22 protein-coding genes are annotated in these 25,208 nt (G+C 64.6%); 12 read left to right on the top strand and 10 right to left on the bottom strand.

The annotated features are described in order from the left end of the window. Positions 1-6: 6 nt before the first annotated feature. Together AC1TXO_RS09270 and ptaA are read left to right on the top strand one after the other, a co-directional pair. Positions 7-624 (top strand): biliverdin-producing heme oxygenase, encoded by a 618-nt coding sequence (locus AC1TXO_RS09270; RefSeq protein ID WP_486406024.1) that lies wholly within the window; start codon positions 7-9, stop codon positions 622-624. A 57-nt stretch (positions 625-681) separates the two neighbouring features. Next, positions 682-1,758: a pyoverdine biosynthesis transaminase PtaA gene (gene ptaA / locus AC1TXO_RS09265; RefSeq protein WP_486406023.1), complete on the top strand. Its 1,077-nt coding sequence runs from the start codon at positions 682-684 to the stop codon at positions 1,756-1,758. A gap of 66 nt (positions 1,759-1,824) precedes the next feature. Here ptaA and AC1TXO_RS09260 read toward each other — a convergent pair whose 3' ends face one another. The 4 genes from AC1TXO_RS09260 to rlmM all read right to left on the bottom strand — a co-directional run bounded on the left by AC1TXO_RS09260 (position 1,825) and on the right by rlmM (position 6,811). Continuing rightward, a complete protein-coding gene (locus AC1TXO_RS09260) occupies positions 1,825-4,020 on the bottom strand; it encodes a TonB-dependent siderophore receptor (RefSeq protein ID WP_486406022.1) in 2,196 nt (731 codons plus the stop codon). A gap of 198 nt (positions 4,021-4,218) precedes the next feature. Then, positions 4,219-5,361, bottom strand: coding sequence for a 4-phosphoerythronate dehydrogenase PdxB (pdxB, locus tag AC1TXO_RS09255; protein WP_486406021.1), 1,143 nt, complete (start codon positions 5,359-5,361; stop codon positions 4,219-4,221). Positions 5,362-5,422: 61 nt separating this feature from the next. Continuing rightward, a complete protein-coding gene (gene tusA, locus AC1TXO_RS09250; protein WP_054892445.1) occupies positions 5,423-5,665 on the bottom strand; it encodes a sulfurtransferase TusA in 243 nt (80 codons plus the stop codon). Between the two features lie 81 nt (positions 5,666-5,746). After that, a complete protein-coding gene (gene rlmM, locus AC1TXO_RS09245; RefSeq protein WP_486406020.1) occupies positions 5,747-6,811 on the bottom strand; it encodes a 23S rRNA (cytidine(2498)-2'-O)-methyltransferase RlmM in 1,065 nt (354 codons plus the stop codon). A gap of 214 nt (positions 6,812-7,025) precedes the next feature. Between rlmM and acnA the strand changes: the two genes are divergently transcribed. From acnA to AC1TXO_RS09230, 3 genes are all read left to right on the top strand, one after another. Further along, complete coding sequence (gene acnA / locus AC1TXO_RS09240) at positions 7,026-9,767, top strand: aconitate hydratase AcnA (RefSeq protein ID WP_486406019.1); 2,742 nt, start codon at positions 7,026-7,028, stop codon at positions 9,765-9,767. Between the two features lie 103 nt (positions 9,768-9,870). Further along, positions 9,871-10,647, top strand: a complete 777-nt coding sequence (locus tag AC1TXO_RS09235) for a CPBP family intramembrane glutamic endopeptidase (protein WP_486406018.1) — start codon at positions 9,871-9,873, stop codon at positions 10,645-10,647. 199 nt (positions 10,648-10,846) lie between these two features. Beyond that, positions 10,847-12,412, top strand: coding sequence for a methyl-accepting chemotaxis protein (locus AC1TXO_RS09230; RefSeq protein ID WP_486406017.1), 1,566 nt, complete (start codon positions 10,847-10,849; stop codon positions 12,410-12,412). An 82-nt stretch (positions 12,413-12,494) separates the two neighbouring features. Here the strand turns inward: AC1TXO_RS09230 and AC1TXO_RS09225 are convergent, their stop codons facing one another. From AC1TXO_RS09225 to AC1TXO_RS09205, 5 genes are all read right to left on the bottom strand, one after another. Next, positions 12,495-13,379: a pseudouridine synthase gene (locus AC1TXO_RS09225; RefSeq protein WP_486406016.1), complete on the bottom strand. Its 885-nt coding sequence runs from the start codon at positions 13,377-13,379 to the stop codon at positions 12,495-12,497. Positions 13,380-13,428: 49 nt separating this feature from the next. After that, positions 13,429-13,737: a transcriptional regulator gene (locus AC1TXO_RS09220; RefSeq protein ID WP_486406015.1), complete on the bottom strand. Its 309-nt coding sequence runs from the start codon at positions 13,735-13,737 to the stop codon at positions 13,429-13,431. Positions 13,738-13,808: 71 nt separating this feature from the next. Then, on the bottom strand, positions 13,809-14,240 hold the full coding sequence (locus tag AC1TXO_RS09215; protein WP_486406014.1) for a D-Ala-D-Ala carboxypeptidase family metallohydrolase: 432 nt from the start codon (positions 14,238-14,240) through the stop codon (positions 13,809-13,811). Between the two features lie 91 nt (positions 14,241-14,331). Further along, a complete protein-coding gene (locus AC1TXO_RS09210; protein WP_486406013.1) occupies positions 14,332-14,568 on the bottom strand; it encodes a glutaredoxin family protein in 237 nt (78 codons plus the stop codon). 68 nt (positions 14,569-14,636) lie between these two features. Next, positions 14,637-15,845 (bottom strand): ammonium transporter, encoded by a 1,209-nt coding sequence (locus AC1TXO_RS09205; RefSeq protein WP_486406012.1) that lies wholly within the window; start codon positions 15,843-15,845, stop codon positions 14,637-14,639. Between the two features lie 310 nt (positions 15,846-16,155). On the opposite strand from AC1TXO_RS09205, the gene AC1TXO_RS09200 reads away from it, so the two are divergent. From AC1TXO_RS09200 to AC1TXO_RS09175, 6 genes are all read left to right on the top strand, one after another. Then, the gene (locus AC1TXO_RS09200) at positions 16,156-16,470 is read left to right on the top strand and encodes an ElaB/YgaM/YqjD family protein (RefSeq protein ID WP_486406011.1); all 315 of its coding nucleotides are present in this window, start codon (positions 16,156-16,158) and stop codon (positions 16,468-16,470) included. A gap of 9 nt (positions 16,471-16,479) precedes the next feature. Further along, a complete protein-coding gene (locus tag AC1TXO_RS09195; protein WP_486406010.1) occupies positions 16,480-16,854 on the top strand; it encodes a phage holin family protein in 375 nt (124 codons plus the stop codon). Continuing rightward, positions 16,851-17,180 carry a hypothetical protein gene (locus AC1TXO_RS09190; RefSeq protein WP_486406009.1) on the top strand — a complete coding sequence of 110 codons (330 nt, stop codon included), beginning with the start codon at positions 16,851-16,853 and terminating at the stop codon, positions 17,178-17,180. The genes AC1TXO_RS09195 and AC1TXO_RS09190 overlap by 4 nt, the downstream gene beginning before the upstream one ends. Positions 17,181-17,255: 75 nt before the next feature. Then, complete coding sequence (locus AC1TXO_RS09185) at positions 17,256-18,587, top strand: deoxyguanosinetriphosphate triphosphohydrolase (RefSeq protein ID WP_486406008.1); 1,332 nt, start codon at positions 17,256-17,258, stop codon at positions 18,585-18,587. Positions 18,588-18,854: 267 nt separating this feature from the next. Further along, complete coding sequence (locus AC1TXO_RS09180; RefSeq protein WP_486406007.1) at positions 18,855-19,475, top strand: response regulator; 621 nt, start codon at positions 18,855-18,857, stop codon at positions 19,473-19,475. 8 nt (positions 19,476-19,483) lie between these two features. Beyond that, positions 19,484-23,062, top strand: coding sequence for an ATP-binding protein (locus AC1TXO_RS09175; protein ID WP_486406006.1), 3,579 nt, complete (start codon positions 19,484-19,486; stop codon positions 23,060-23,062). A 21-nt stretch (positions 23,063-23,083) separates the two neighbouring features. On the opposite strand, the gene AC1TXO_RS09170 is transcribed toward AC1TXO_RS09175, so the two are convergent. Next, positions 23,084-23,428: a YggL family protein gene (locus tag AC1TXO_RS09170; RefSeq protein WP_027919421.1), complete on the bottom strand. Its 345-nt coding sequence runs from the start codon at positions 23,426-23,428 to the stop codon at positions 23,084-23,086. A 256-nt stretch (positions 23,429-23,684) separates the two neighbouring features. On the opposite strand from AC1TXO_RS09170, the gene dacB reads away from it, so the two are divergent. Continuing rightward, entirely contained in the window at positions 23,685-25,151 is a 1,467-nt protein-coding gene (dacB, locus tag AC1TXO_RS09165; protein WP_486406005.1) for a D-alanyl-D-alanine carboxypeptidase/D-alanyl-D-alanine endopeptidase, read from the top strand. Positions 25,152-25,208 lie beyond the last annotated feature (57 nt).

The raw sequence follows: 25,208 nt of genomic DNA, 5'->3' as shown, positions 1-25,208 counted from the left end.
GATTCGATGTCCACTTCCTCCCGCCCTCCCCCCGGCCCGCTCCTGCAGGCGCTGCGCGACGGCACGCAAACCTGTCACAAGACCCTGGAGGTACGCCTGCCGTTCTTCAGCGAGCGCTTCGACCACAGCGCCTACCGTCGCCTGATCGAGGCGTACTACGGCTTCCACGCCCCGCTCGAAGCACTGCTGAGCGCTTACCAGGGCAGCGAACGCAACAAGGCCCCGGCCCTGTGCCGCGACCTGCTGGCCATGGGACTGAGCGCCGAGCAGATCGACGCCCTGCCGCTGTGCCGGGCGCTGCCGGCGATCAGCGACGAGGCCGGCGCACTGGGTGTGATGTACGTGCTCGAGGGCTCGACCCTTGGCGGCCAGGTTCTCAAGCGCGCCATGGCCCAGCGCCTGGGCATCGAAGCCGACAGTGGCGGTAGCTTTCTCGATGTGTATGGCAGCGCCACGGCCAGTCGCTGGCGCAGCTTTCTCGAGCGCCTGGAGCGCATCCCACTGCCTGCCCAGACCCAGGCGCGCACGGTGGCTGCAGCCGTGGCCACCTTCGAGTGCTTTGGCCAGTGGCTGGAGCGGCGCAATGTACTGCTGCCGATGCATGAACTGAATTGCCACCATTAATTGACCCGTCTGCGCTTCGTCTTCTGAAACAACCAGTAACAACAAGGAAGTCGAAGCATGATCGATATGTCGCGTCGCTCGCTGGTCGGCCTGGGCCTTGCCCTGCCTTTTCTCGGTACGCTCAATACCGCGCAGGCAGCACCTGCAGGGCTTGATCCGGTCCAGATCAATTTCAACGAGAGCCCGTGGGGCCCCAGCGCCGCAGCCCGCCAGGCCATGGCCGAAGGCATCGCCCAGTGCGGGCGCTATCCGTACAAGGCGCAGTATCGTCTGATCGACCAGTTCGCGGCGCAGCATGGGCTCGAGTCGGATCAGGTCCAGGTGTTCTGCGGCTCCAAGCTGGCATTGCAGCATGCGGTGATGGCGTTCACCCAGGGCGGTAGCCTGGTGATCGCCGAGCCCTCCTACGAGGCGCCCGTGGAGGCCGCCCGCGGCCGTGACGCCAAGGTGCATGCGGTGGCGCTCGACAAGCGGCATGCCCATGACATCGATGCCATGCTCGCTGCCGATCGCACGCCGGGGATGTTCTACCTGTGCAACCCCAACAACCCCACCGGCACGCTGACGCCGCGTCGCGACATCGAGCGCCTGCTGGCGAACAAGCCAGCCGGCAGCGTGGTGGTGGTGGACGAAGCCTACATCCACTTCAGCGATGCGCAGAGCTGCATCGACCTGGTGGCCCGGCATCCCGACCTGCTGGTGCTGCAGACCTTTTCCAAGCTCTACGGCATGGCCGGTGCGCGGTTGGGCCTGGCGATCGGCCAGGCGTCGTTGCTGCAGCGGCTGGAGGTGTACGACGGCGAGAACGTCGCCGCCGCCCCGACCCTGCTGGCGGGCTTGGCCAGCCTTGCCGACCGTCAACTGGTGCCGACGCGCAAGGCGCACAACACCCGGCTTCGCGAGGCGACCATCGCCTGGCTTGGCGAGCGCGGCTGGCACTGCACGGCAAGCCAGGCCAACTGTTTCATGGTCGATCTGCGCGAGCCTGCCCAGCCTGTTGTCGAACGTCTGGCCAAGCAGGGTGTGCTGGTGGGACGGGTCTGGCAGAGCTGGCCGAACTGGATGCGGGTCAGCGTGGGCAACGAGGCAGACATGCAGCGGTTTCGTGAGGCGTTTGCCAAGGTGGTGGCCTGAAGAAAGTCACACACCCTGCAGGAGCGGGCTCGTACCGCTCCTGCAGGGGCCGCCTGTTTCTTGATATCAGAACGAAATGTTCAACGCCGCAAACAGCGCACGACCCGGCTGGTTGTAGGTGTTGGCACCGGCGCTGCTGGCATTGCCGCCGCGCAGGATCTGCTTGTCGAAAACGTTGTTCACCCCGACCCGCACGTCGTAGTTGGCGTTGAACCTGTATCCGGCACTCACGTCCACCAGGCCGTAGGCCTCGACATCCTGCTGCGCCGACGCGTCATAACGCTCCTGGGTGCGGTAGTTCCAGGTCGGCGACTTCTGCTTGCCGAACCAGGTACCGGCCAGTTGCAGCGACAGCTTGTCGGTCGCGCGCCAGTCCAGGCTGGTGTTGACCGTGTACTCGGGGATCACCGACAGCGGCTCGCCGGTCTCGCGGTTGTCGTTGTCGAGCATCCAGGTCAGGTTGGTGTTCCAGTCCAGGCGCGGGGTGAGCTCGATGAACAGGTTGCCTTCGATGCCTTCCACCCGTGCCTTGCCGGCGTTTTCCCATTGGGTCACGCGGCTGCCGCCATTGATCGCGTAGACGACATCGGTGCCACCGATGATCTTGTTCTGGTAGTCGTTGCGGAAGTAGGTCGCGCTGGTGCGCCAGGTGCCGCGGTCATACAGCAGGCCGATCTCCTTGTTGACGCTGATCTCGGGCTTGAGGTCGGCGTTGCCCTGCAGGTAGCAGCCACCGGAGTTGGTCTGCTGCACGCTGCAGCCGTTGCCACGGCTGTAGAGCAGGTAGTTGGGGTTGGACTGGTACAGGTTCGGAGTCTTGTAGGCGCGGGCAATGCCGCCCTTGAAGGTCAGCGCGTCGGTGATCCGGTGCGAGAGGTTCAGGCTCGGGCTGAAGTTGTCGCCGAAGGTCTCGTGGTGATCGAAGCGCAATCCCGGCGTGACGGTAGTGGCGCCAAGGATGATGTTGTCCTCGACGAACAGCGCATGGCTGCGCGCCTGCATCTTCGAATCACTGCGGTCGAAGCCTGCGATCACGTTGTTGCCGGTGCCCGTGGGGTCGGAGCTTTGCGGACGGAACGAGCCCTGGTCATTGAGGGTTTCATGGAGGTACTCGCCGCCGAGTGTCAGCACATGCTCGGTGGTGCCCATGACGAACGGCAGGTTGACCTCGCTCGACAGCCGCGTGTTGCGCAAGCGCGAGAAGGCCGCATCGTTGCCGTCGATCGCGCCTTCGGTGCGCCCGGCCATGCCCTCGTTCAAACGCCAGTTGCGCACGTACTCGTAGGCCAGCACCGTCTTGCTCGTGCCCCAGCTGAAATCGCCCAGGTGGGTCAGATCGTAGGTGCTGCGCTGCATCACGTTGGTCTCGTGGCCATACAGGCTGGAGATCAGTTGCGGGTTGCCGCCACCATTGCTGTTCATGGTGTCGCCGGCGTAGATGTTGCCCTGGCGGCTGTAGCCGGCGCTCATCTCCAGGCGATGCTCGTCGTTGAGCCTCCAGCTCAGCAGGCCGTTGATATCCTTGTTGCGCACGCCCTCACGCCCCGCCACGCTCGAACTGCCGGCGTGCCCGGCGTTGATGTCCAGATCGTCGGCGTCGGTCTTGGCCAGGCCGCCGTAGAGACGAAAACCCAGGGAGTCGGTCAGGCCGCCACCCAGGTTGAAGTTGGTCCGCCGGCTGGCGCCCTCGGCGCTGTCTTCGGGCATCAGGGTATACAGGCTGACGCTGCCCTTGAGTTCATCGCTGGGGCGCTTGGTGATGATGTTGACCACCCCGCCCATGGCACCCGAGCCGTAGCGTGCCGCAGCCGGGCCACGCAGGATCTCGATGCGCTCGACGGCCTCGGCCGGCACCCAGTTGGTCTCGCCGCGGCTGTCGCGGTCGCCGTTCCAGCCATAGCGCACCGAGTTTCGCGCGCTCGACGGCTTGCCGTCGATCAGGATCAGGGTGTTTTCCGGGCCCATGCCGCGCAGGTCGATCTGCCGGTTGTTGCCGCGTGCGCCGCTGGCGCTGTTGCCGGTGAGGTTGACCCCCGGCTCGCGGCGGATGATGTCCGACAGGTCATTGGCCGGTGGACGGCGCTTGATATCCTCCTCGGTGATGACCGACGAACCCAGCGCCTGGCGGGCCTCACGCTCGGCGGTGACCAGTGTGTCCTCGATCACCAGCGCCTGCTCGGCGAAGACTGCAGTGCTTGCCACCGGCGCGGCCAGGGCGACGATGGCCAAGGCCAGGCGGTGGGGGGAAGGTCGGGTGTGCATCGGTACATCTCCTGAGGTCGTGTGCGAAGAGCAGGCCGCGCGCCGGTCGGCAGGCCCCTCGCCCACCGGCCCGGCCAAAGGCGGGTCCGTCAGGGATGGTGAATATAATGATTCTCAAATAGCTTTAAATCTTATTTACGAAATTTACAGATTACTCGGAAGCATCCTTCAGCCACGTCTGAGGCCAGACCGCAGGTTTCACACCTGCACGGCCCCCAGGGCATCGATCAGTTGCGCCAGTTGCGGCGCCTCCCCCTGTAGCCGTACCGCCAACCCTTCGATCTCGCGCCGCACCGGGTAGTGCTTGCGCAGCAGGTCGAACGCCGCGCGCTGCTCGGCGACGTCCTCGCTCAGGCTACGGCGAAAATCCGCATCGTCGCGGCGCGGGTCATAGACCGCACGGCACAGGGTCGCCAGCACCCAGGACGGATCGGCACTGGCATCGAACTCCAGGCGTGCCAGGGGCGGTGGCGGCAGCAAGTCGGCCAGGTGCACCTGCTCCGGCAGGCCCTGCGATCGGCAGAACGCCTGGTAGATCTGCGCGGTGCCGCGCTGCTTGCCATCGAGGCTGTAGCCGGCGATATGCGGGGTGGCCAGGGTGCACAGGTCGGCCAGGGCCAGGTCGACCTGCGGCTCGCTCTCCCAGACATCGAGCACGGCGTGGACATCCTCGCGGTCGAGCAGCAGCTCACGCAGGGCGGCGTTGTCCACCACCGGGCCGCGGCTGGCGTTGATCAGCCAGGCGCCGGGGCGCAGGCGGGCCAGTTGCCGCTCGCCCAGCAAGTGCCAGGTCGGGTGCTCGCCATCGCGCTGCAGCGGGGTGTGCAGGCTGATGGTGTCGCAGCGCTCGAGCAGGGTATCGAGGCTGACGAACTCGCCCTCCTCGCGGACTGCGCGCAGCGGATCGCACACCAGCACCTGCCAGCCCAGGCCACGCAGCACACGGACCAGCCGCCCACCCACCTCGCCGGCACCGACCACGCCATAGACCCGCTCGGGCAGCGCAACGCCGTCCAGTTCGGCCAGGGTCAGCAGGCTGCCCAGCACGTAGTCCACCACGCCCCGGGCATTGCAGCCGGGAGCGCTGCTCCAGTGAATGCCGGCCTGGGCGAAATAGTCGAGATCGAGGTGGTCGGTGCCGATGGTGCAGGTGCCGACGAAGCGCACCTGGCTGCCTTCGAGCAGTTGCCGATCGACCTGGGTGACCGAGCGCACCAGCAGCAGGTCGGCATCCCTGACACAGGCTGCGTCGATGGCCCGGCCGGGGTAACGACGGATTTCACCGAATCCGGCGAAGAAGGCATCGAGCAGCGGGATATTTTCGTCGGCAACGATCAGCATGGGCGCTCTCCTGTCAGGGCAGCGCAGTGTAGGCGCTGTCGCCGGTGCGATCCAGCCCGGCTCAGTCGGCCTTCTTGCGGATCCAGTACAGGTAGGTGCCGGCGTCTTCCTGCTGCTGCACCAGTTCGTGGCCGAGGAAGGTGCAGAACTTGGGAATGTCGCGGCGGGTCGAGGGGTCGGTGGCGATGACCTTGAGCAGGCCGCCGGCCGCCAGGTTGCGCACGTGCTGGTGCAGCATCATCACCGGCTCCGGACAGTTCAGGCCGGTGGCGTCGAGGGTCGCGTCTGGGGTGAAGTCGGTCATGGTGGGCTCCGCAGATAGAGGGGTATTGTCGCGCAAACCGGGGTTGGGTCAAACAGGGACCGCACAGCGGCCCCGGTCGGCTCAGCGCGGCTTGAGATCGAGCCGGCGCAGGTGGCAGGTCACCTCTTCGCGGTCGTGGTACAGCTGCTTGCAGGCGATGGACACGCGGATCTTGCGCGCCTTGAACGTGGCCTCCATGCGATCGAGCAGCTTGCGCACCTCGGCATATCGCTGCTTCATCGGCAGCTTGAGGTTGACCACTGCCTCGCGGCACAACCCCTCGCCCAGCCAGGTTTCGATCAGCGACGCGGTGCGCGCAGGCTTCTCGACGATGTCACAGACCATCCAGTCCACCGTCTGCCTGGGCTTCCAGGTGAAACCGTCGGCCATCAGGTGCTGCACCAGGCCGGTTTCCATGAGGCTTTCGGCCATCGGCCCGTTGTCGATGGCGGTGACCAGCATGCCGCGTTTGACTAGCTGGTAGGTCCAGCCGCCCGGCGAGGCACCGAGGTCGACCCCGGTCATGTCGTCGTGCAGACGCTGGTCCCACTGCTCACGCGGGATGAACTGGTGCCAGGCTTCCTCGAGCTTCAAGGTCGAGCGGCTCGGCGCCTCGCGCGGAAACTTCAGGCGCGGGATGCCCATCGGCCACAGCGCCGAGTTGCCGGCCTCGGCCAGGCCGAGAAACACCCGCCGACCACTGATGAAGCTCAGCAGCAGGCGCGGCTTGCCGGCGTCATCGACCAGGCGTCCGGCTTTCTCCAGCGCCTTGCGCAGCGGCACCTCGAACTTGCGGCAAAACGTCGACAGCTCCTTGCCGTCGTTGCTGTCGAGCACCTCCAGCCACAGGCTGCCGCACACCGGCAGATCGGCCAGTTGTTCGAGCAGCACGCTGATCCGGTCGGTTTCCGGCAGCTCGACGAAGTCGCCGCGCGCCCATTGCCGCGGGAAGATCAACCGGTCGAAGCGCAGCTCACGCATCAGGCGTTCGGCCCCACCTTCTTCGAGGCAGACGAACTCGGCGCTGGCGCTCTGCGCCTTGCCCTTGGCATAGCCGGCAACGCCCAGGTGCGCGGCGTGCTCGCTGATTTCGGCGCAGACCTCGCCCTCGAAGCCGGGCCGGCAGTGCATGAACAGGGTTTTCATCTCTTACTCCACATCACTGGCACAGACAGCGCCAGGGCGGCGAATGATAAAGGAAGTTCGGAACCTGCGACACGCCCCGCAGGTCCAGAACAAGGTCAGTACCGCCAAAGCGGTCTACCCTGACTGTTCAGCCTGGCCCGTGCCGTGCGGGCCGATACAGAGCGGTGATACCGGCATCCACGACTGCCGGGCACCGGAGCACAAGGAGTTGGCAATGCCCTCGCTCGATAGCCTGAAAACCCTCAAGACCCTCCAGGTCGCCGACCGCGCCTACCACTATTTCAGCCTCACCGAGGCCGCCCGCCAGCTGGGCGACCTGCAACGCCTGCCCATGTCGCTCAAGGTGCTGCTGGAGAACCTGCTGCGCTGGGAAGACGGCAAGACCGTCACCGGTGACGACCTGCACGCCCTGGCCCAATGGCTGCAGGAACGGCGCTCGGACCGCGAGATCCAGTACCGCCCGGCACGGGTGCTGATGCAGGATTTCACCGGCGTACCGGCCGTGGTCGACCTCGCCGCCATGCGCGCGGCCATGGCCAAGGCCGGCGGCGATCCGCAGCGGATCAACCCGCTGTCGCCGGTGGACCTGGTGATCGACCACTCGGTGATGGTCGACCGCTACGCCACAGCGCAAGCCTTCGAGCAGAACGTCGACATCGAGATGCAGCGCAACGGCGAACGCTATGCCTTCCTGCGCTGGGGCCAGAGCGCCTTCGACAACTTCCGCGTGGTGCCGCCGGGCACCGGCATCTGTCACCAGGTCAACCTGGAATACCTCGGCCGTACGGTGTGGACCCGCGAAGAAGACGGGCGCACCTATGCCTTCCCCGACACCCTGGTCGGCACCGATTCGCACACCACCATGATCAACGGCCTGGGAGTGCTGGGCTGGGGTGTCGGCGGCATCGAGGCGGAGGCGGCAATGCTTGGCCAGCCGGTGTCGATGCTGATTCCCGAGGTGATCGGCTTCAAGCTCACCGGCAAGCTGCGTGAAGGCATCACCGCCACCGACCTGGTGCTGACGGTCACGCAGATGCTGCGCAAGAAAGGCGTGGTCGGCAAGTTCGTCGAATTCTATGGCGACGGCCTGGCCGACCTGCCACTGGCCGACCGCGCCACCATCGCCAACATGGCGCCTGAATATGGCGCAACCTGCGGCTTCTTCCCGGTCGACGAGGTGACCCTCGACTACCTGCGCCTGTCCGGACGCCCCAACGAGACCGTGCAACTGGTCGAGGCCTACTGCAAGGCCCAGGGCCTGTGGCGCGAGCCCGGCCAGGAGCCGCTGTTCAGCGACAGCCTGGCACTGGACATGCACGAGGTCGAGGCAAGCCTGGCCGGGCCCAAGCGCCCACAGGACCGGGTGGCGCTGTCTAAGGTCAGCCAGGCCTTCGACGGTTTCATCGAACTGCAGCCCAAGCCCCTGGCCAAGGAAGTCGGGCGCCTGGAAAGCGAAGGCGGTGGTGGCGTGGCCGTGGGCAATGCCGACCAGGCTGGCGAGATCGACTACACGCACAACGGCCAGACCCACAGGCTGCGCGACGGCGCCGTGGTAATCGCGGCCATCACCTCCTGCACCAACACCTCCAACCCCAGCGTGATGATGGCCGCAGGTCTGGTCGCCAGGAAAGCCATCGAGAAAGGCCTGACGCGCAAGCCCTGGGTCAAGAGCTCGCTGGCGCCGGGCTCGAAGGTGGTCACCGACTACTTCAAGGCGGCCGGCCTCACCCCGTACCTCGATCAGCTGGGCTTCGACCTGGTCGGCTATGGCTGCACCACCTGCATCGGCAACTCCGGTCCGCTGGACGACGCCATCGAGAAAGCCATCGGCAGCGCCGACCTGACCGTGGCCTCGGTGCTGTCGGGCAACCGCAACTTCGAAGGTCGGGTGCATCCGCTGGTGAAGACCAACTGGCTGGCCTCGCCACCGCTGGTGGTGGCCTACGCCCTGGCCGGCAGCGTGCGCGTGGACCTCACCCGTGACGCCCTGGGCACCGGCAAGGATGGCCAGCCGGTGTACCTGCGCGATATCTGGCCCAGCCAGCAGGAAATCGCCGACGCCGTGGCCAAGGTCGATACCGCCATGTTCCACAAGGAATACGCCGAGGTGTTCGCAGGCGACGCGCAATGGCAGGCCATCGAAGTACCACAGGCCGCTACCTATGTCTGGCAGGACGACTCCACCTATATCCAGCATCCGCCGTTCTTCGACGACATCGGCGGTCCGCTGCCGGAAATCGCTGACGTGCGCGGGGCACGCATCCTCGCCCTGCTCGGCGACTCGGTGACTACCGACCACATCTCCCCGGCCGGCAACATCAAGGCCGACAGCCCGGCCGGGCGCTACCTGCGCGACAAGGGCGTGGAGCCGCGCGACTTCAACTCCTACGGCTCGCGCCGGGGCAACCATGAAGTGATGATGCGCGGCACCTTCGCCAACATCCGCATTCGCAACGAGATGCTTGGCGGGGAGGAAGGTGGCAATACCCTGCACGTGCCCAGCGGCGAGAAGCTGTCGATCTACGATGCCGCCATGCGCTACCAGGCCGAAGGCACTCCCCTGGTGGTGATTGCCGGGCAGGAGTATGGCACCGGCTCCAGCCGCGACTGGGCCGCCAAGGGCACCAACCTGCTGGGGGTCAAGGCAGTGCTGGCCGAGAGCTTCGAGCGCATCCACCGCTCCAATCTGGTGGGCATGGGCGTGCTGCCCCTGCAGTTCAAGGCCGGCGACGACCGCAAGCGCCTGGGCCTGACCGGCAGCGAGCGCATCGAGATATCGGGCCTCACCGGCGCGCAGATCCGCCCGGGCATGAACCTGCAGTTGCGCATCCTGCGCGAGGACGGTCAGCAGCAGGATATCGAGGTGCTGTGCCGGATCGACACGCTCAACGAGGTCGAGTACTTCAAGTCGGGCGGGATCCTGCACTACGTGCTGCGCCAACTGATCGCCGGGTGAACCGCAGGCATCGCGGGTTCGCCCGCGATGCCCCTGCGACGTGTCCTGACGCCTTCGGGGTGAGTCGAAGCATCATATCGACTCGCCACCTGAAGGATTTCCGATGTCGCCCGCCCACTGGATCACCCTCGCCCTGCTCACCCTGGGCTACGCCCTGTCACTGTTCCACGGCCACCTGGGCCTTGCCGCCCTGCCTGCGCTGCTGGCGTTGTGCTGCACCGCACTGCTGGTGCGACGCCGTGCCGACTGGCAGCGGGCAGCCGGGCACAGCCTGTTCATTCTCCTGGCGCTCGCCCTGGCGATGCACTGGCTGCCCGGGTTCCAGGGGGCGAAAGTCATCGACAAGGTGGTGTTCAGCGAAGGCGCAGTGCCGTTTTCCATGTACCTGAACCTGGACAAGCCGCTGATCGGCTTCTGGTTGCTGCTGGCCTGCCCCTGGGTCCTGGCCCTGCGCGGGCGCGGCCTGCTGTCGAGCCTGGGACTGATCCTGCCACTGACCCTGATCGCCTGCCTGGGCGGAGCCTGGTCGCTGGGAATGATCGGCTGGGCGCCGAAGTGGCCCGACCAGGCCTGGATCTGGGCAGTGAACAACCTGCTGCTGGTCAGCCTGACCGAAGAACTGCTGTTCCGCGGCTATATCCAGGGCGGGCTGCAACGTCTGTTCAGGCACCAGGGGCTGGCGTTGATCGTGGCGGCGCTGTTGTTCGGCCTGACGCATCTGGGCGGTGGCTGGCAATGGGTCTACCTGGCCAGCCTGGCCGGTGTCGGCTATGGCCTGGCCTACCGTCTGGGCGGCCTGCCGGCGGCAGTGCTCTGTCATTTTGCGGTCAACCTGACGCACTTCGGCTTGTTCAGCTATCCCATGCTGGTACCGAGCTGAGCCATGGGTCGAAACCTGACCAAAACGTCATAAATATGTAAAAATACGTACATCCAGCGCGCAACTGCAGCGAAAATCTCGCTTGCATACATGATGGCCTTGAGCCATTTATTGCCCCAGGTCAAACAGATCAAATATTCATTCAACAAAACCCTGGGCTTGCCGATACCTGTCGAAAGCCTTGCGGATTGAGCAACCGATGCGTAACAACCAGCCGATTACCCAGAGAGAACGGACTTTCCCTGCCCAGCAGCGGTTGATCTCCACCACCAACGCCAAAGGTGTGATCACCTACTGCAACGATGACTTCATCGAAATCAGCGGTTTCTCACGCGAAGAGCTGACCGGAGCGCCGCACAACCTGGTACGTCACCCTGACGTGCCCCAGGCGGTGTTCGCCCACATGTGGCAGACCCTCAAGCAAGGGTTGCCGTGGATGGGGATCGTCAAGAACCGCTGCAAGTCGGGTGACCACTACTGGGTCAATGCCTACGTAACGCCGATCTTCGAGAACAACCAGGTGATCGGTTTCGAATCGGTACGGGTCAAGCCCACCGCCGAGCAGATCCGCCGGGCCGAGGCCCTGTACCAGCGCCTGAACCAGGGCAAGCCGGCCGTGCCACGCCGTGACAAGTGGCTGCCGGTGCTGCAGGACTGGCTGCCGTTCATCCTCATCAGCCAGGTCGGCTTCCTGATCGGCAACTGGCTCGGCCACTCCTGGGGCTTTGCCCTGGCCGCTGCCGTTTCCGTGCCATTGGGCCTGCTCGGCCTGACCTGGCAGCAGCGCGGGTTGAAGCGTCTGCTGCGCCTGGCCGAACAGACCACCTCCGATCCGCTGATCGCGCAGATGTTCACCGACAGCCGCGGCGTGCAGGCACGCCTGGAAATGGCCATGCTCAGCCAGGAGTCGCGCCTGAAGACCTGCCTGACGCGCCTGCAGGACAGTGCCGAGCACCTCAGCGAACAGGCCCGCCAGTCCGATGTGCTGGCGCACAAGAGCTCGTCGGGGCTGGAGCGCCAGCGCGTGGAGACCGAGCAGGTCGCCGCCGCCGTCAACCAGATGGCCGCCACCACGCAAGAAGTCGCCAACCATGTACAGCGCACCGCCGATGCCACCCAGGAAGCCAATCGCCTGACCAGCCAGGGTCGGCAGATTGCCGGGGAAACCCGCGAGGCCATCGAGCGGTTGTCCGCCGCCGTAGGCGAGACCGGCCAGACCGTCACTCAGTTGGCCAAGGATAGCGATGAAATCGGTGGCGTGGTCGATGTGATCAAGGGCATCGCCGACCAGACCAACCTGCTGGCACTCAACGCGGCCATCGAAGCGGCCCGCGCCGGCGAAATGGGCCGAGGTTTCGCCGTGGTGGCCGACGAGGTGCGCCAGCTGGCCCAGCGCACCGCCGAATCCACCGGGCAGATCCACAACCTGATCGCCAAGCTGCAACAGACTGCCAGCAACGCCGTGCAGACCATGGAAACCGGCCACCGCCAGGCCGAGGAAGGTGTCGAGCGGGTGATGCAGGCCGACCAGGCGCTGGTGGGCATCAGCGAGGCTGTGGCCAACATCACCGACATGGCCACGCAGATCGCCGCCGCGACCGAGGAGCAGACCGCGGTTGCCGACGAGATCAGCCGCAACATCAGCACCATCGCCGACCTGGCCGACCAGACCGCCGAGCAGGCGCAACATTCGGCACAGCTCAGCGAAGCGCTGACCAGCACGGCGGGAACGCAGTATTCGCTGGTGGAGCGGTTCAACCGCTGACCAGCGCGCCTCGGCTGCGCACACACGCCAGGCCGAGGCCATCCGTGCGGGAGCAACAAGACCGTTGCTCCCGCACTCGCGTCTACCAGTCCAGCGTCAGCCCGCTCTCGAAATAGCGCTCCTGCCCGCTCAACGGATCCTCGAAACGCAGACTCTGCGCCAGCAACTTCAAGGGCCGCTGGTAATCGTCCTCGACATCGAGCAGCCGAGGATAGAACGGATCATTGCAGATCGCGGCGCCCAACGCCGCCATATGGACCCGCAACTGATGGGTCTTGCCGGTGACCGGCGACAGTCCATAGCGCCATAGCTCACCCTTCTTCTCCAGCACTTGGGCCAGCGTCTCGCTGTTGGCCTGGCCCTGCACCTCGTGCATGCGGAAGAACGGCTCGCCATGTTCGAGCCGGCTGCGGTGCACCAACGGAAAATCCCGCTGCGGCAGTGCCGCGGCAATGGCCTGGTAGCGTTTGTCGATACGCCGCTCGGGGAACAGCCGCTGATACGCGCTGCGCGACGCTGGGTCGGCCGAGAACAGCACCAGCCCTGCCGTGTGCCGGTCGATGCGGTGCAGCGGCACCAGGTGCGGATTGTCCAGGCGCCGGATCAGCCGCCGCAGCAAGGTGTGCTCGACGTATTCGCCCGTGGGCGTAACGGGAAGAAAATGCGGTTTGTCCGCCACCACCAGATGCTCGTCACAATGCAGGATCGTCTCCTGGACCGGGATAGGCTTCTCGTTGGGCACTTCGCGGAAGTAATGCAGGCGCATGCCACGGCGATACGGCAGGTCGACCGCAATCGCCTCACCCTGGGCATCGAGTACACGACCACGGCTGATGCGGTCGAGCCATTGTTCGCGGCTGATCGCCTTGAAGTGGTCACACAGGCAATCGAGCACCGTGGCCCATTGGCCGGGCGGAAGGCACACGGTACTGGCTTGCTGGCGGGCGGGGTCGAACGGGGCGGACATGGCAGGCTCGGCATTGCGGGAGCGGGCATTATCGCCAATGCCCGCCCACTCAGCCAGCTTCGCCGGCCAGTTCGCAGCGCGACTTGAGCCAGCGCAGCACCTGCACGGCCTCCCAGCGCCCCGAGTCATACAGGGCGTAGACCATTCCCTCGTAGCCGACGACATCCAGCGGCCGGTGAAAACCGGCGCGCTGGAACAACGCCTCGATTTCGGCGAAGCAGGTATTGAAATGCACCTTGCCGAACGGGGTGCGGTCATCGGTCACCAACCCCTCCATGCGCAGTTCGAGCACCGCATCGCATACCGCTTCGGGCGGCATACGGTTGACGCTGTACTTCAGTTGCTCGACATTATGCATCGTCCCACCCTTGATACTGTATCCATATACAGCATACGAATGCTTGAGCCCTCCCGTCAATTCACGAGGGATCATTGCAACCCCGGCAAGTGACCGGTGCCCTTGCGCACCGTCAGTACCTGGCGCCGTGGGCTGTCCGGCGAGACGGCCAGGTGCACCCAGCTGTCGAACTCCAGAATCATCTGGTCGAACTGGATATCGCTGTCGCGAATGCATTCGGCAAGTTGTCGGGGAGGCATGTTCACTGCGCAGATATCGGCCGCCAGGCCTGTGCGATGCGCGCTGTTGTGCACGCCCCCCACCAGACGGTTGAGCGCATCGTTGCGAAAGCCGCTGGTTACCAGGATGGGCGATTGCGCCGCTGCGCGAACCTGTTCGAGCACCCCGCACAACAGTTGCAGATTGGCGAGCGCATGCGCATCCGGGGTATTTCCGATGCCATGTCGAACGGCGGTCTGGGAAAAAGTCAGCTCTTCGAGCGTGAAATGCGGGGTAAGGAACATGCCGGTGTCCTGACGATGGCCTGATGGAGAGCGGCATCATCGAACAGGGCACCGACCCGATGGCTGAGGGAAGCGGCTCCCACCCCGACGATCACTTGAGAAAGGCCACCACCTGCTCGGCATCGAACGGCCAGTGCAGTTCGGCGCTGCTGTCGCAGCGACGCAATACCGGGATGACCAGCCCATAACGCTCGAACAGCGCCTGGCTGTCGGCGATATCCACCAGTTCGACCAGCAGGCCGTGCTCCACCAACGGCATCAGCACGGCCTCGGCCACTTCGCACAGATGGCACCCCAATGTGCCGTACAGTTGGCATTCAGGCAGCATGGACAATTCCCGGATCGACTCAAGGGATATCCATTCTAGGCTGCTCGGCCAGCGCCTGCACCTGCGCGTCAATCCTGGCTGGTGGCACCGATGCGGTGCAGCGACAGATCCGCGCCCTGGAACTCCTCCTCATGGCTCAGGCGCAGCCCATGCACGGCCTTGACCAGTCCATAGACAGCGAATCCCCCGACCAACGCCACCAGCACGCCCGCCAGGCTGCCGAGCAACTGGCTCGCCAGGCTGACACCGCCCAGCCCGCCGAGCGCCGCCTGGCCGAAGATGCCACAGGCGATCCCACCCCATACGCCGCACAGGCCATGCAGCGGCCATACCCCCAGCACGTCGTCGACCTTCCAGCGATTCTGCGAAGCGGTGAAGCACCACACGAACAGTGCCCCCGCGACCAACCCGGTCGCCAGGGCACCCACCGGGTGCATCAGGTCGGAACCGGCACAGACGGCCACCAACCCGGCCAGCGGGCCGTTGTGCAGGAAGCCCGGGTCGTTGCGCCCGACCAGCAAGGCCGCCAGCGTGCCGCCCACCATCGCCATCAGCGAATTGATCGCAACCAGCCCGCTGACCCCTTCCAGGGTCTGGGCGCTCATGACGTTGAAGCCGAACCAGCCGATGATCAGGATCCATGACCCCAGCGCCAGGAACGGGATGCTCGACGGCGCAAAGGCCACCAGCCGCCCCTCGCGATAACGCCCACGTCGCGGGCCCAGCAGTACCACGGCAGCCAGGGCCAGCCAGCCACCCATGGCATGCACCACCACGGAACCGGCGAAGTCGTGGAACGGCGCACCGAAGCGACCCTGCAACCAGGCCTGGATCCCCAGGTTGCCATTCCACACCACCCCTTCGAAGAACGGATAGACGAACGCCACGATCAGCGCAGTGGCGCACAGTTGCGGCGCAAAGCGTGCCCGCTCGGCAATGCCGCCGGAGATGATTGCCGGGATCGCTGCGGCGAAGGTCAGCAGGAAGAAGCACTTGACCAACGCGTACCCGTGATCGCTGGCCAATTGCGCCGCCGGCTGGAAGAAGCTGACACCATAGGCGATCCAGTAGCCGATGAAGAAATACACCAGGGCCGAGACGGCGAAGTCGCTGAGGATCTTGCACAAGGCGTTGACCTGATTCTTGTGCCGCACCGTGCCGACCTCGAGGAACGCGAAGCCGGCGTGCATCGCCAGGACCAGAATCGCGCCCATGAGGATGAACAGGGTATTGGAGCCATGGACGAGTGTGTCCATCGCGCTATGGGTGTTTTCCATGAAGGGCAGACCTGCTCGAAAGTGCACCACGACAGTTCAGCAACCTTGCTCGCGCACCTGTTCGGTGCCTGCCTGGCGCCCCGTTTCGGTGGGCCGGATGTGCAGGGAGCGGTTTTTTCTCGGGTTTGTCGTGGATTGGGTTAAGGTTTATCGGTAGCGGCCAAGGCCTTGCACGCATCCGGGGCAGCGCCCCGCCGCAGTGCCCCGCGACGCGTCATGACGAAAGCAAACGCCGTACCAGCGACAGGCGGTGAACCTTCCGCCACACTCATCACTCGAAATAGCCACACACATCGACAGGGAGAGACCCATGGCCAGCAAATCGGCAAAGACTGCACAAGAGATCTTGATGGCTGACTTCCAGGCACTGGTGCGCGACACCGAGAAACTGCTCGCCGACACCGCCAACCTGGCGGGAGACCAGGCCGACGAACTGCGCGGCCAGATCCACGATCGCCTGCAGCAGGCCCGTGAAAGCCTGCAACTGACCCAGGACTCGGTCCGCGAGCGCAGCCAGGCCGCCCTGGGCAGCGCCGAGGAGTACGTTCAGGAAAACCCCTGGCAGGCCATCGGCATTGCTGCCGGCGTAGGCCTGCTGGTCGGCCTGCTCGCCAGCCGCCGCTGAGGAGGACGCATGGACAACGACGCCATCGGCACCGGCGCTTCCGGCAGACGCCTCGGCGCAGCCGTGCTGGGGCTGCTGCACAGTCACATCGAACTGTTCGGCATCGAGTTGCAGGAGCAGAAAGGGCGCACCCTGCGCCTGTTGCTGTTCGCCGGCCTTGCGCTGGTGTTCGCCCTGCTGCTGCTGACCGCGCTGTCCGGGTTGATCCTGGTGCTGTTGTGGGACAGCTACCGCCTGGCCGGCATCATCGGCCTCTGCGTGTTCTATGGCGCGGCGGCACTGTTCTGCGGCGTACGCCTGAAGGCCGCGGTGTTCGACGAGTCCTCGCCGTTCAACAGCACCCTCGAAGAACTTGCCAAGGACCGGGAGCGCCTGTTGCCATGAGCCTGCCTGAACTGCCCAACACCCGTAACCCTCGCGAATTGCGCAAGGCGTTGCTGCGCCTGCGCCTGGAAATGCATCGCCAGGAAATCCGCCACGAATCCGGCCAGCTGCTGGAGCCGGTCCGGCGCCTGCGCGGCATGGGCGCCTCGGTCCAGGATGGCCTTGGCATCAAGCACGCACCGCTATGGGGCATCGGTGCCGTGGTCGCGCTGGGCTTTCTCACCGGCAAGGGTGTGCGCAGCGGCAACCTGGCGCGCCTGCTGCGCCTGGGCGGCAGCCTGGCGCCGCTGGTGCGCCTGTTCCTGCAGAACGGTCGCCCGCGCTGAAGCGAGGCGCCTGCCGCTTGCGCAGGCGCCCTCGACACAGGAAGCTATGGCCACCACCTGACGGGAGATCGAGCCTTGGACTGGCATACCCTGCTCAACCGCGAACGCCTCGGCAAAGCCTTGTACAGCCCCGAGGAACTGGGGCGCAGCCCCTTCCACAAGGATCACGACCGCATCATCTTCTCCGGCGCCTTCCGCCGCCTGGGGCGCAAGACCCAGGTCCACCCGGTCACCAGCAACGACCACATCCACACCCGCCTGACCCACTCGCTGGAAGTCAGCTGCGTCGGCCGCTCGCTGGGCATGCGCGTCGGCGAAACCTTGCGCGGCGACCTGCCCGACTGGTGCGCGCCCAGTGACCTGGGCATGGTCGTGCAGTCGGCCTGCCTGGCCCACGATATCGGCAATCCGCCGTTCGGCCACTCCGGCGAGGATGCCATTCGCCACTGGTTCCAGCAGGCAGCAGGCCGCGGCTGGCTGGACGACATGGACGCCGACCAGCGTGCCGACTTCCTCAACTTCGAAGGCAATGCCCAGGGTTTCCGGGTGCTCACCCAACTGGAGTACCACCAGTTCGACGGCGGCACACGCCTGACCTACGCCACCCTGGGAACCTACCTCAAGTACCCGTGGAGCGCTCGCCACGCCGACGCCCTGGGCTACAAGAAACACAAGTTCGGCTGCTACCAGAGCGAGCTGGCACTGATGCAGCAGATCGCCCACAAGCTCGGCCTGCCGCAGCTCGAGGAACAACGCTGGGCCCGTCACCCGCTGGTGTACCTGATGGAGGCCGCGGACGACATCTGCTACGCGCTGATCGACCTGGAAGACGGGTTGGAGATGGAGCTGCTGCAATATGCCGAGGTCGAGGCGCTGCTGCTGGACCTGGTCGGTGACGACCTGCCCGACACCTATCGCCAACTCGGCCCCACCGACTCCCGCCGACGCAAGCTGGCGATCCTGCGGGGCAAGGCGATCGAACACCTGACCAACGCCGCCGCCCAGGCCTTCGTCGAGCAGCAACGGGCCTTGCTGGCCGGGAATCTGGCAGGGGACCTGGTCGAGCACATGCACGGACCGGCCAAGCACTGCGTGCTGCAGGCCAAGGATATCGCGCGCAAGAAGATCTTCCAGGACAAGCGCAAGACCCTGCACGAAATCGGTGCCTACACCACGCTGGAGATTCTTCTCAACGCTTTCTGCGGGGCAGCGCTGGAGCAACACGGCGGACGCACGCCATCCTTCAAGAGCCGCAGGGTGCTGGACCTGATCGGCAACCACGCCCCCGATCCGAACGGCACGTTGCACAATGCGTTCCTGCGCATGATCGACTTCATTGCCGGCATGACCGACAGCTACGCCAGCGAAATGGCTGGCCAGATGACCGGACGCTCCAGCCCACACTGAAAGAGCCGGTGGCAGGTAACGCTTGCCACTGGCTGGAAACCTCCTACAACTGCCACCTTTCACCTAAACATCCTGACAAAAAATAAATAAATACTCACGAAAGTTTAGTTGACCCTTTTGAAACCTGCGCAACCCTCCCCACGCATGTAGTCCTTATATGTAGCCTTTTTCCCATATATAGCTCCATAACTAACCTTCCATGCCCGAAGTCCGTCAACTGCGATAAGGTTTCGCCTGAAACTGACATTCTTCGCCTGGGAAGCTGCTATGAGTTCCATATTTATCGTCGACGATCACCCGGTGATTCGCCTGGCCGTGCGCATGCTGCTGGAAAATCAGAACTACAAGGTGATAGGGGAGTCCGACAATGGCGCCGACGCGTTGCAGATGATCCGCGATACCCCACCGCAGCTGGTGATTCTCGATATCAGCATTCCCAAGCTCGATGGACTTGAGGTCCTGGCCCGCTTGCAGAGCATGGGCCTGCCCCTGAAGATACTGGTGCTGACCGCACAGTCACCCGCGCTGTTCGCCATGCGCTGCATGCACTCCGGCGCAGCCGGTTTCGTCTGCAAACAAGAAGACCTTGGCGAGCTGCTCAGTGCGGTCAAGGCGGTACTCTCCGGTTACAACTACTTCCCGAGCCAGGCAATAAAGCCCAATCAGGAAATTTCAGGCAATGAGCTTAAACTTTTCCGACAAGTAAACGACAAGGAGCTCATGGTTCTTCAGCTTTTCGCACAGGGCCAGAGCAACAAGGACATTGCCAAGGGCATGTTTCTCAGCAACAAGACGGTCAGCACCTACAAAAAGCGACTGATGCAAAAGTTGCAGGTCGGCACCTTGGTCGACCTGATCGAAGTGGCCAAGCGCAATGCATTGGTCTGAGGTCGCCCATGTCGAGGTACATCGCCTGTGTGCTACTGATACTGACGAGTCTTGGCTGTCACGCCGAGCCCTCCGCTCCCGCGCCCAAACCTTTCAACCTGCTGGTACGCTCCAGCGTGGAGCCGATCCGACCGACGCTCTCCGCAGAACAACGGCAGTGGTTACAGGGCAGGACCGATCTGGTACTGGGCACCTCCCTGCCCGACAACCCACCGTTCGATGTCACCAGCGGCAACGAATACCAGGGCCTGACCGCCGAATACGCAGGCCTGATCGGCAGCGCACTCGACGTGCCGGTACGCGTGCTGCAGTTTGCCACTCGCCAGGAGGCGGTCGAAGCCCTCAAGGCCGGCCAGATCGACCTGTTGGGCAGCGCAAACGGCTATGAGGCAGCGGTCGCCGGGCTGGCACTGTCACGCCCCTATGCGGTCGACCGACCGGTGCTGGTCACGCGCGAGGATGAAACACGCGCCATGGACACAGGTCTGGCCAACCTTCGCCTGAGCGCGCTGTATCACTACCTGCCACGCCAGGACGTCCATACGCTCTACCCGCAGGCCAGCCTGAAAACCTTCGGATCGACCGCCGAAGCCCTCAATGCCGTGGCCTTCGGCCAGGCTGACGTATTTCTCGGCGACACCATCTCTACACACTTCCAGCTCAATCGCGGTCATCTCCCACGCCTGCGCATGGCCAACTTCGGCAAGCACGAGGCCGTGGGCTTCAGCTTCGCCCTGCGCAGCCGAAACCACGTGCTGATGAGCCTGGTCAACACGGTACTCGAGAGCCAGCCCGCCAACGTCGCCAATGCAATCTTCAAGCGCTGGAGCGCTGGCAGCGACCTGCTTCTCACCGACCGTCGCCTGCAGCTCAGCGCTGCAGAGAAACAGTGGCTGCACGACCACCCCAACCTGCACGTGGTGGTAAGCGATACCTCGGCCCCGCTGTCGTTCTTCGACAGCAGCGGTCACTTCCGTGACATCACCGCCGACCTGCTGGAACTGATCCGCCTGCGCACGGGGTTGCAGTTCGAAATCCAGCGCGCCAGTGGAATCGCCGAGATGATCCAGCAGGTCATCGACGGCAATGCCGACCTGATCGCCGCCCTCTCCATCGGCGCGTCCGGGCATCCCGGCCTGCTGCTGAGTCGCCCCTACCTGGAAAGCCCCTATGTCCTGGTCACACGCAGCGGTAGGCCGTTCGTCTCGCTCGAACAGCTCAAGGGCCGTCGGGTTGCCGTCACTCGCCACAGCCCGACTGCGGCCCTGCTCACGACCAGGCATCCGCAGATACGTCGCATCGAAACAGAAAGCACCTTCTACTCGATGGCCCTTCTGGGCAGTGGTGCAGTGGATGCGACCATCACCACGCTGATCGATGCCAACCATGCCGTCGCCGCCAACAGCGACCTGGTCATCCGCTCCACCATCAGCAACGAACCGGCGACCTTCTCGATCGCCAACGCCAGCCACAACCCCATCCTGGCCTCGATTCTCGACAAGGCACTGCTGAGCATCTCGCCGGAGGAACTGGGGGTCATCAACAGCCGCTGGCGCGGCTATGCGCTGCACGATGGCGGCCAATGGCGCGAGTACCAGCGCCTGGTCGTGCAGGTGGTGCTGGGTATTGGCGTTCTGTTGCTGCTTGCCCTGACCTGGAACGCCTATCTGCGGCGCCAGATACGCCAGCGACGACGGGCAGAACGTGCCCTGGGCGACCAGCTCGAGTTCATGCGCGCCCTGCTCAACGGCACGCCTCACCCGATGTATGTACGTGACCGCGAAGGCCGCCTGCAAAGCTGCAACGACAGCTACCTGGAAGCGGTCGATGCGAGCGCCGAGACGGTCATGGGCAAGCGTCTGCAGGAAAGCCTGTTCAGCAACTGCGACTACACCCGGCAGATCCATACCGATTACCTGCAGGTCATGGCCGCCGGCACCCCGCTGATCATCGACCGCCCGTTGCGCCTGAAGGACCGCGAGCTGACCATCTACCACTGGATCCTGCCTTACCGCGACTCGCTGGGTGAGGTGCAAGGCATCATCGGCGGCTGGATCGACATCAGCGAGCGGCGCAAGCTGATCCAGGACCTGCGCCTGGCCAAACAGCAGGCCGACGATGCCAACCGGGCCAAGAGCACCTTCCTGGCGACCATCAGCCACGAGATCCGCACACCGATGAATGCGGTCATCGGCATGCTCGAGCTGGCGGCCAGGCGAGCCGACCAGGGTCAGCTAGACAAGCCTTCGATCGAGGTCGCCTACCACTCGGCCAAGGACCTGCTCGGGCTGATCGGCGACATCCTCGACATCGTAAGGATAGAGTCCGGGCACCTGACGCTGGCGCCGGAACCGGTGGACCTGGCAGCGCTGATCGAATCGGTCAGGCGCGTCTTCGAGGGCCAGGCGCGGGAAAAAGGCCTGGTGCTGGAGGTCCACGTCGAGCCCTCTGCACGCTGTCACGCCCTCCTCGACCCGCTGCGCTTCAAGCAGATCCTGTCCAACCTGGTCAGCAACGCCATCAAGTTCACCGACGAAGGCCATGTGCGCATCAAGGCATCGGCCAATGGCAACGCGCGCAGCCTGCTCACCCTGGAAGTGCGCGACAGCGGCATCGGCATCCACGACGACGACCTGCAGCGCCTGTTCAATCCCTTCGTGCAGGCCAACCCGCAGAGCGAAAGCGCCCAGGCCGGCACCGGGCTGGGGCTGGCCATCTGCAAGACCTTGTGTGAAATGATGGGCGGGCAACTGGTACTGAAAAGCCTGCAGGGCGTCGGTACCCAGGTGCGCCTGCGCATGCCGCTGCAGTGCGTGGAGCCGCTTGCGAACCCGAACGTGCCGGAGCCCTGCGTCGACCGTCCCGACAAGCATCTCAGGATACTGGTGATCGACGACCACCCGGCCAACCTGCTGTTGATGGCCCAGCAGCTGTCGTTCCTCGGCTTGACCCAGCAGAGTGCCCGCGACGGCCAGGAAGGCCTGGAGAAGTGGCGCCGGGGCGAATTCGATGTGCTGATCCTGGACTGCAACATGCCACGAATGAACGGCTATCAACTGGCCGAGGCCCTGCGCAACGAGGAGCGTCGACAGGATCGCCTTCCCTGTACCATTCTCGGCTACACCGCCAATGCCCAACCGGAGGTGCGCCAGCGCTGCCTGAATGCGGGCATGGACGACTGCCTGCTCAAGCCCATCAGCCTGCGGACCCTGAGCCGCCACCTGACCGAGGTGAAACCGAGACATCGATCAGCGTCACACGACCGCTTCGACCTCGAGAGCCTTACCGGGATGATTGGCCGGAACCAGCAAGACCATTCGCTGATGCTGACCACCCTGCAGGTGAGCCTCAAGCAGGATTTCGCCCTGTTGATGGCATTGGACCCGCAACACGATACCCAGGCCATCGTCGACCAGGCGCACAAGATCCTTGGCGTGGCACGCATGCTGGATGCTCGGGGGCTGATGCACAGTTGCGAGTGCTTGCAGGACAGCGACATGCCTTTGACAGATGTCAGATTGCGGCGTCAGGCACTGGCGCGGCATATGCGCCGCGTGGAGAAGGCCCTGGCCAGCAATGCTGTCTGACCAGGGCGGGGTGACGCGGAATCAGGAAGCCGGGTTGATCGGCTTTTCCGGATACCAGGCGTCCAGCAGCGGGCTGACTTCGATGGTGGTCAGTTCGCTGCGACCCTTCAGCCAGGCCTCGACAGTGGCACGCTGCTCTTCGCTGACCGAGCCACGATTGGCCAGGCAGACCAGACCGAAGTCATCACCGCCGACATAGTCCAGACCGTTGGCATCCATGGCTTCTGCCAGGAAAGCGTCGAGGAAGGCATCGATGGCTTCGTCGGACAGGTCTTCCTTGAAACCCAGGTTCAGTTCGAAACCCAGCTCCTGGAATTCATCCACGCACAGTTTCTTGCGCAGACGACGGGAACGGTTGGTAGCCATTGAAACAATCCTCTTGAGTAATTACGGGCGGCACTTTACCAGTTTCCGTACATGAAAGGCGGATTTGTGTCGTTACAGGCTGGTGGGCAGCCTCATGGTGCAAGGCCCTTGCGCAGCCTCGCCACTGCACGCCAATGCACAGCAAGCCCCCCACAAACCGCCCGCTTGGGGCATAATGCCCACTCGATTACGCCAAGGGGCCATCATCTCTTACAGCCCCGTCTTTTTTCCCCTCGCCCGCAGGGTTACAGCACTCATGATCAAGACGCTTCGCCCACTGCTTCTCGCCGGCCTGCTGCTCCCCATCGCGCTGCCAGGCCAGGCTGCCACCGTCAACACCAGCCTGCCGCCGAAAGTGCAGCAGGCACTCAAGACCAACAAGCTGCAGGACGATGCCCTGTCGCTGGTGATGCTGCCCCTGGATGGGCCAGGCACACCGACCATCTTCAACGCCGATGTCTCGGTCAACCCGGCCTCGACCATGAAGCTGGTGACCACCTACGCCGCCCTCGAGCTGCTCGGCCCGACCTTCCAGTGGAAAACCGAGTTCTATACCGACGGCACCCTGAGCAACGGCGTGCTCAACGGCAACCTCTACCTCAAAGGCGGCGGCGATCCGAAGCTGAACATGGAAAAGCTCTGGTTGCTGATGCGTGACCTGCGCGCCAACGGCGTGCGCACCGTCACCGGCGACCTGGTGCTGGACCGCAGCCATTTCGTGCAGCCCAACCTGCCGCACTTCGACGACGACGGCGGCGACGTCAACAAGCCGTTCCTGGTCAAGCCGGACTCGCTGCTGGTCAACCTCAAGGCCCTGCGCTTCGTCGCGCGCAACGATGGCGGCAAGGTCGTGGTGTCGGTCGAGCCACCGATTGCCAGCATCCGCATCGACAACCAGGTCAAGGCCGTGGCCTCCAAGCAGTGCACCGGCGATGTGCGCTACAACCCCGTGGTGCAACCCGATGGCGGCGTGAGCGTCACGGTCAGTGGCCAGCTCGGTGATGGTTGCAACTCGCAGACCTACCTCGCCCTGCTCGACCATCCCGCGTACGCCGCCGGCGCCGTGCGTGCGATCTGGAACGAGCTTGGCGGCAGCATCCAGGGCCGCGACCGCATCGAGAACGTACCCAAGAGCGCCCGTCTGCTGGCACGGGCCTTCTCGCCGGATCTGGTCGAAGTGATCCGCGACATCAACAAATACAGCAACAACACCATGGCCCAGCAGCTGTTCCTCAGCCTGGGTGCGCAGTTCCGCACCGACGCCGACGGTGACGACGCCCGCGCTGCCCAGCGCGTGGTGCGCCAGTGGCTGGCCAAGAAAGGCATCACCGCACCCCACCTGGTGATGGAGAACGGCTCCGGCCTGTCGCGCGCTGAACGGGTCAGCACCCGCGAAATGGCCGCACTGCTGCAGGCTGCCTGGAAGAGCCCCTATGCCGCCGAGTTCATCAGTTCCATGCCGCTGGTGGGCATGGACGGCACCATGCGCAAGCGTCTCAAGCGCACCGCCATGACCGGCGAGGCGCACATCAAGACCGGCACCCTCAACACCGTGCGCGCGATTGCAGGCTTCAGCCGCGACAGCAACGGCCACACCTGGGCGGTGTCGGCGATCCTCAACGATCCCAAGCCCTGGGGCGCTTCGCAAGTGCTGGACCAAGTGCTGCTGGAGCTGTATCGCCAGCCCAAGGCCGCCAACGCAACGGTCGGCGTGACGCCCTGAAACAGCCCTTTCGCGGCACCAACACCCCTGCCGATGATCGTTGATCGTCTGCGGGGG

This window comes from Pseudomonas sp. FA117, assembly GCF_057370475.1.
The sequence above is the reverse complement of the archived record's forward strand: the minus strand, read 5'-3'. Positions and strand labels throughout refer to the sequence as shown.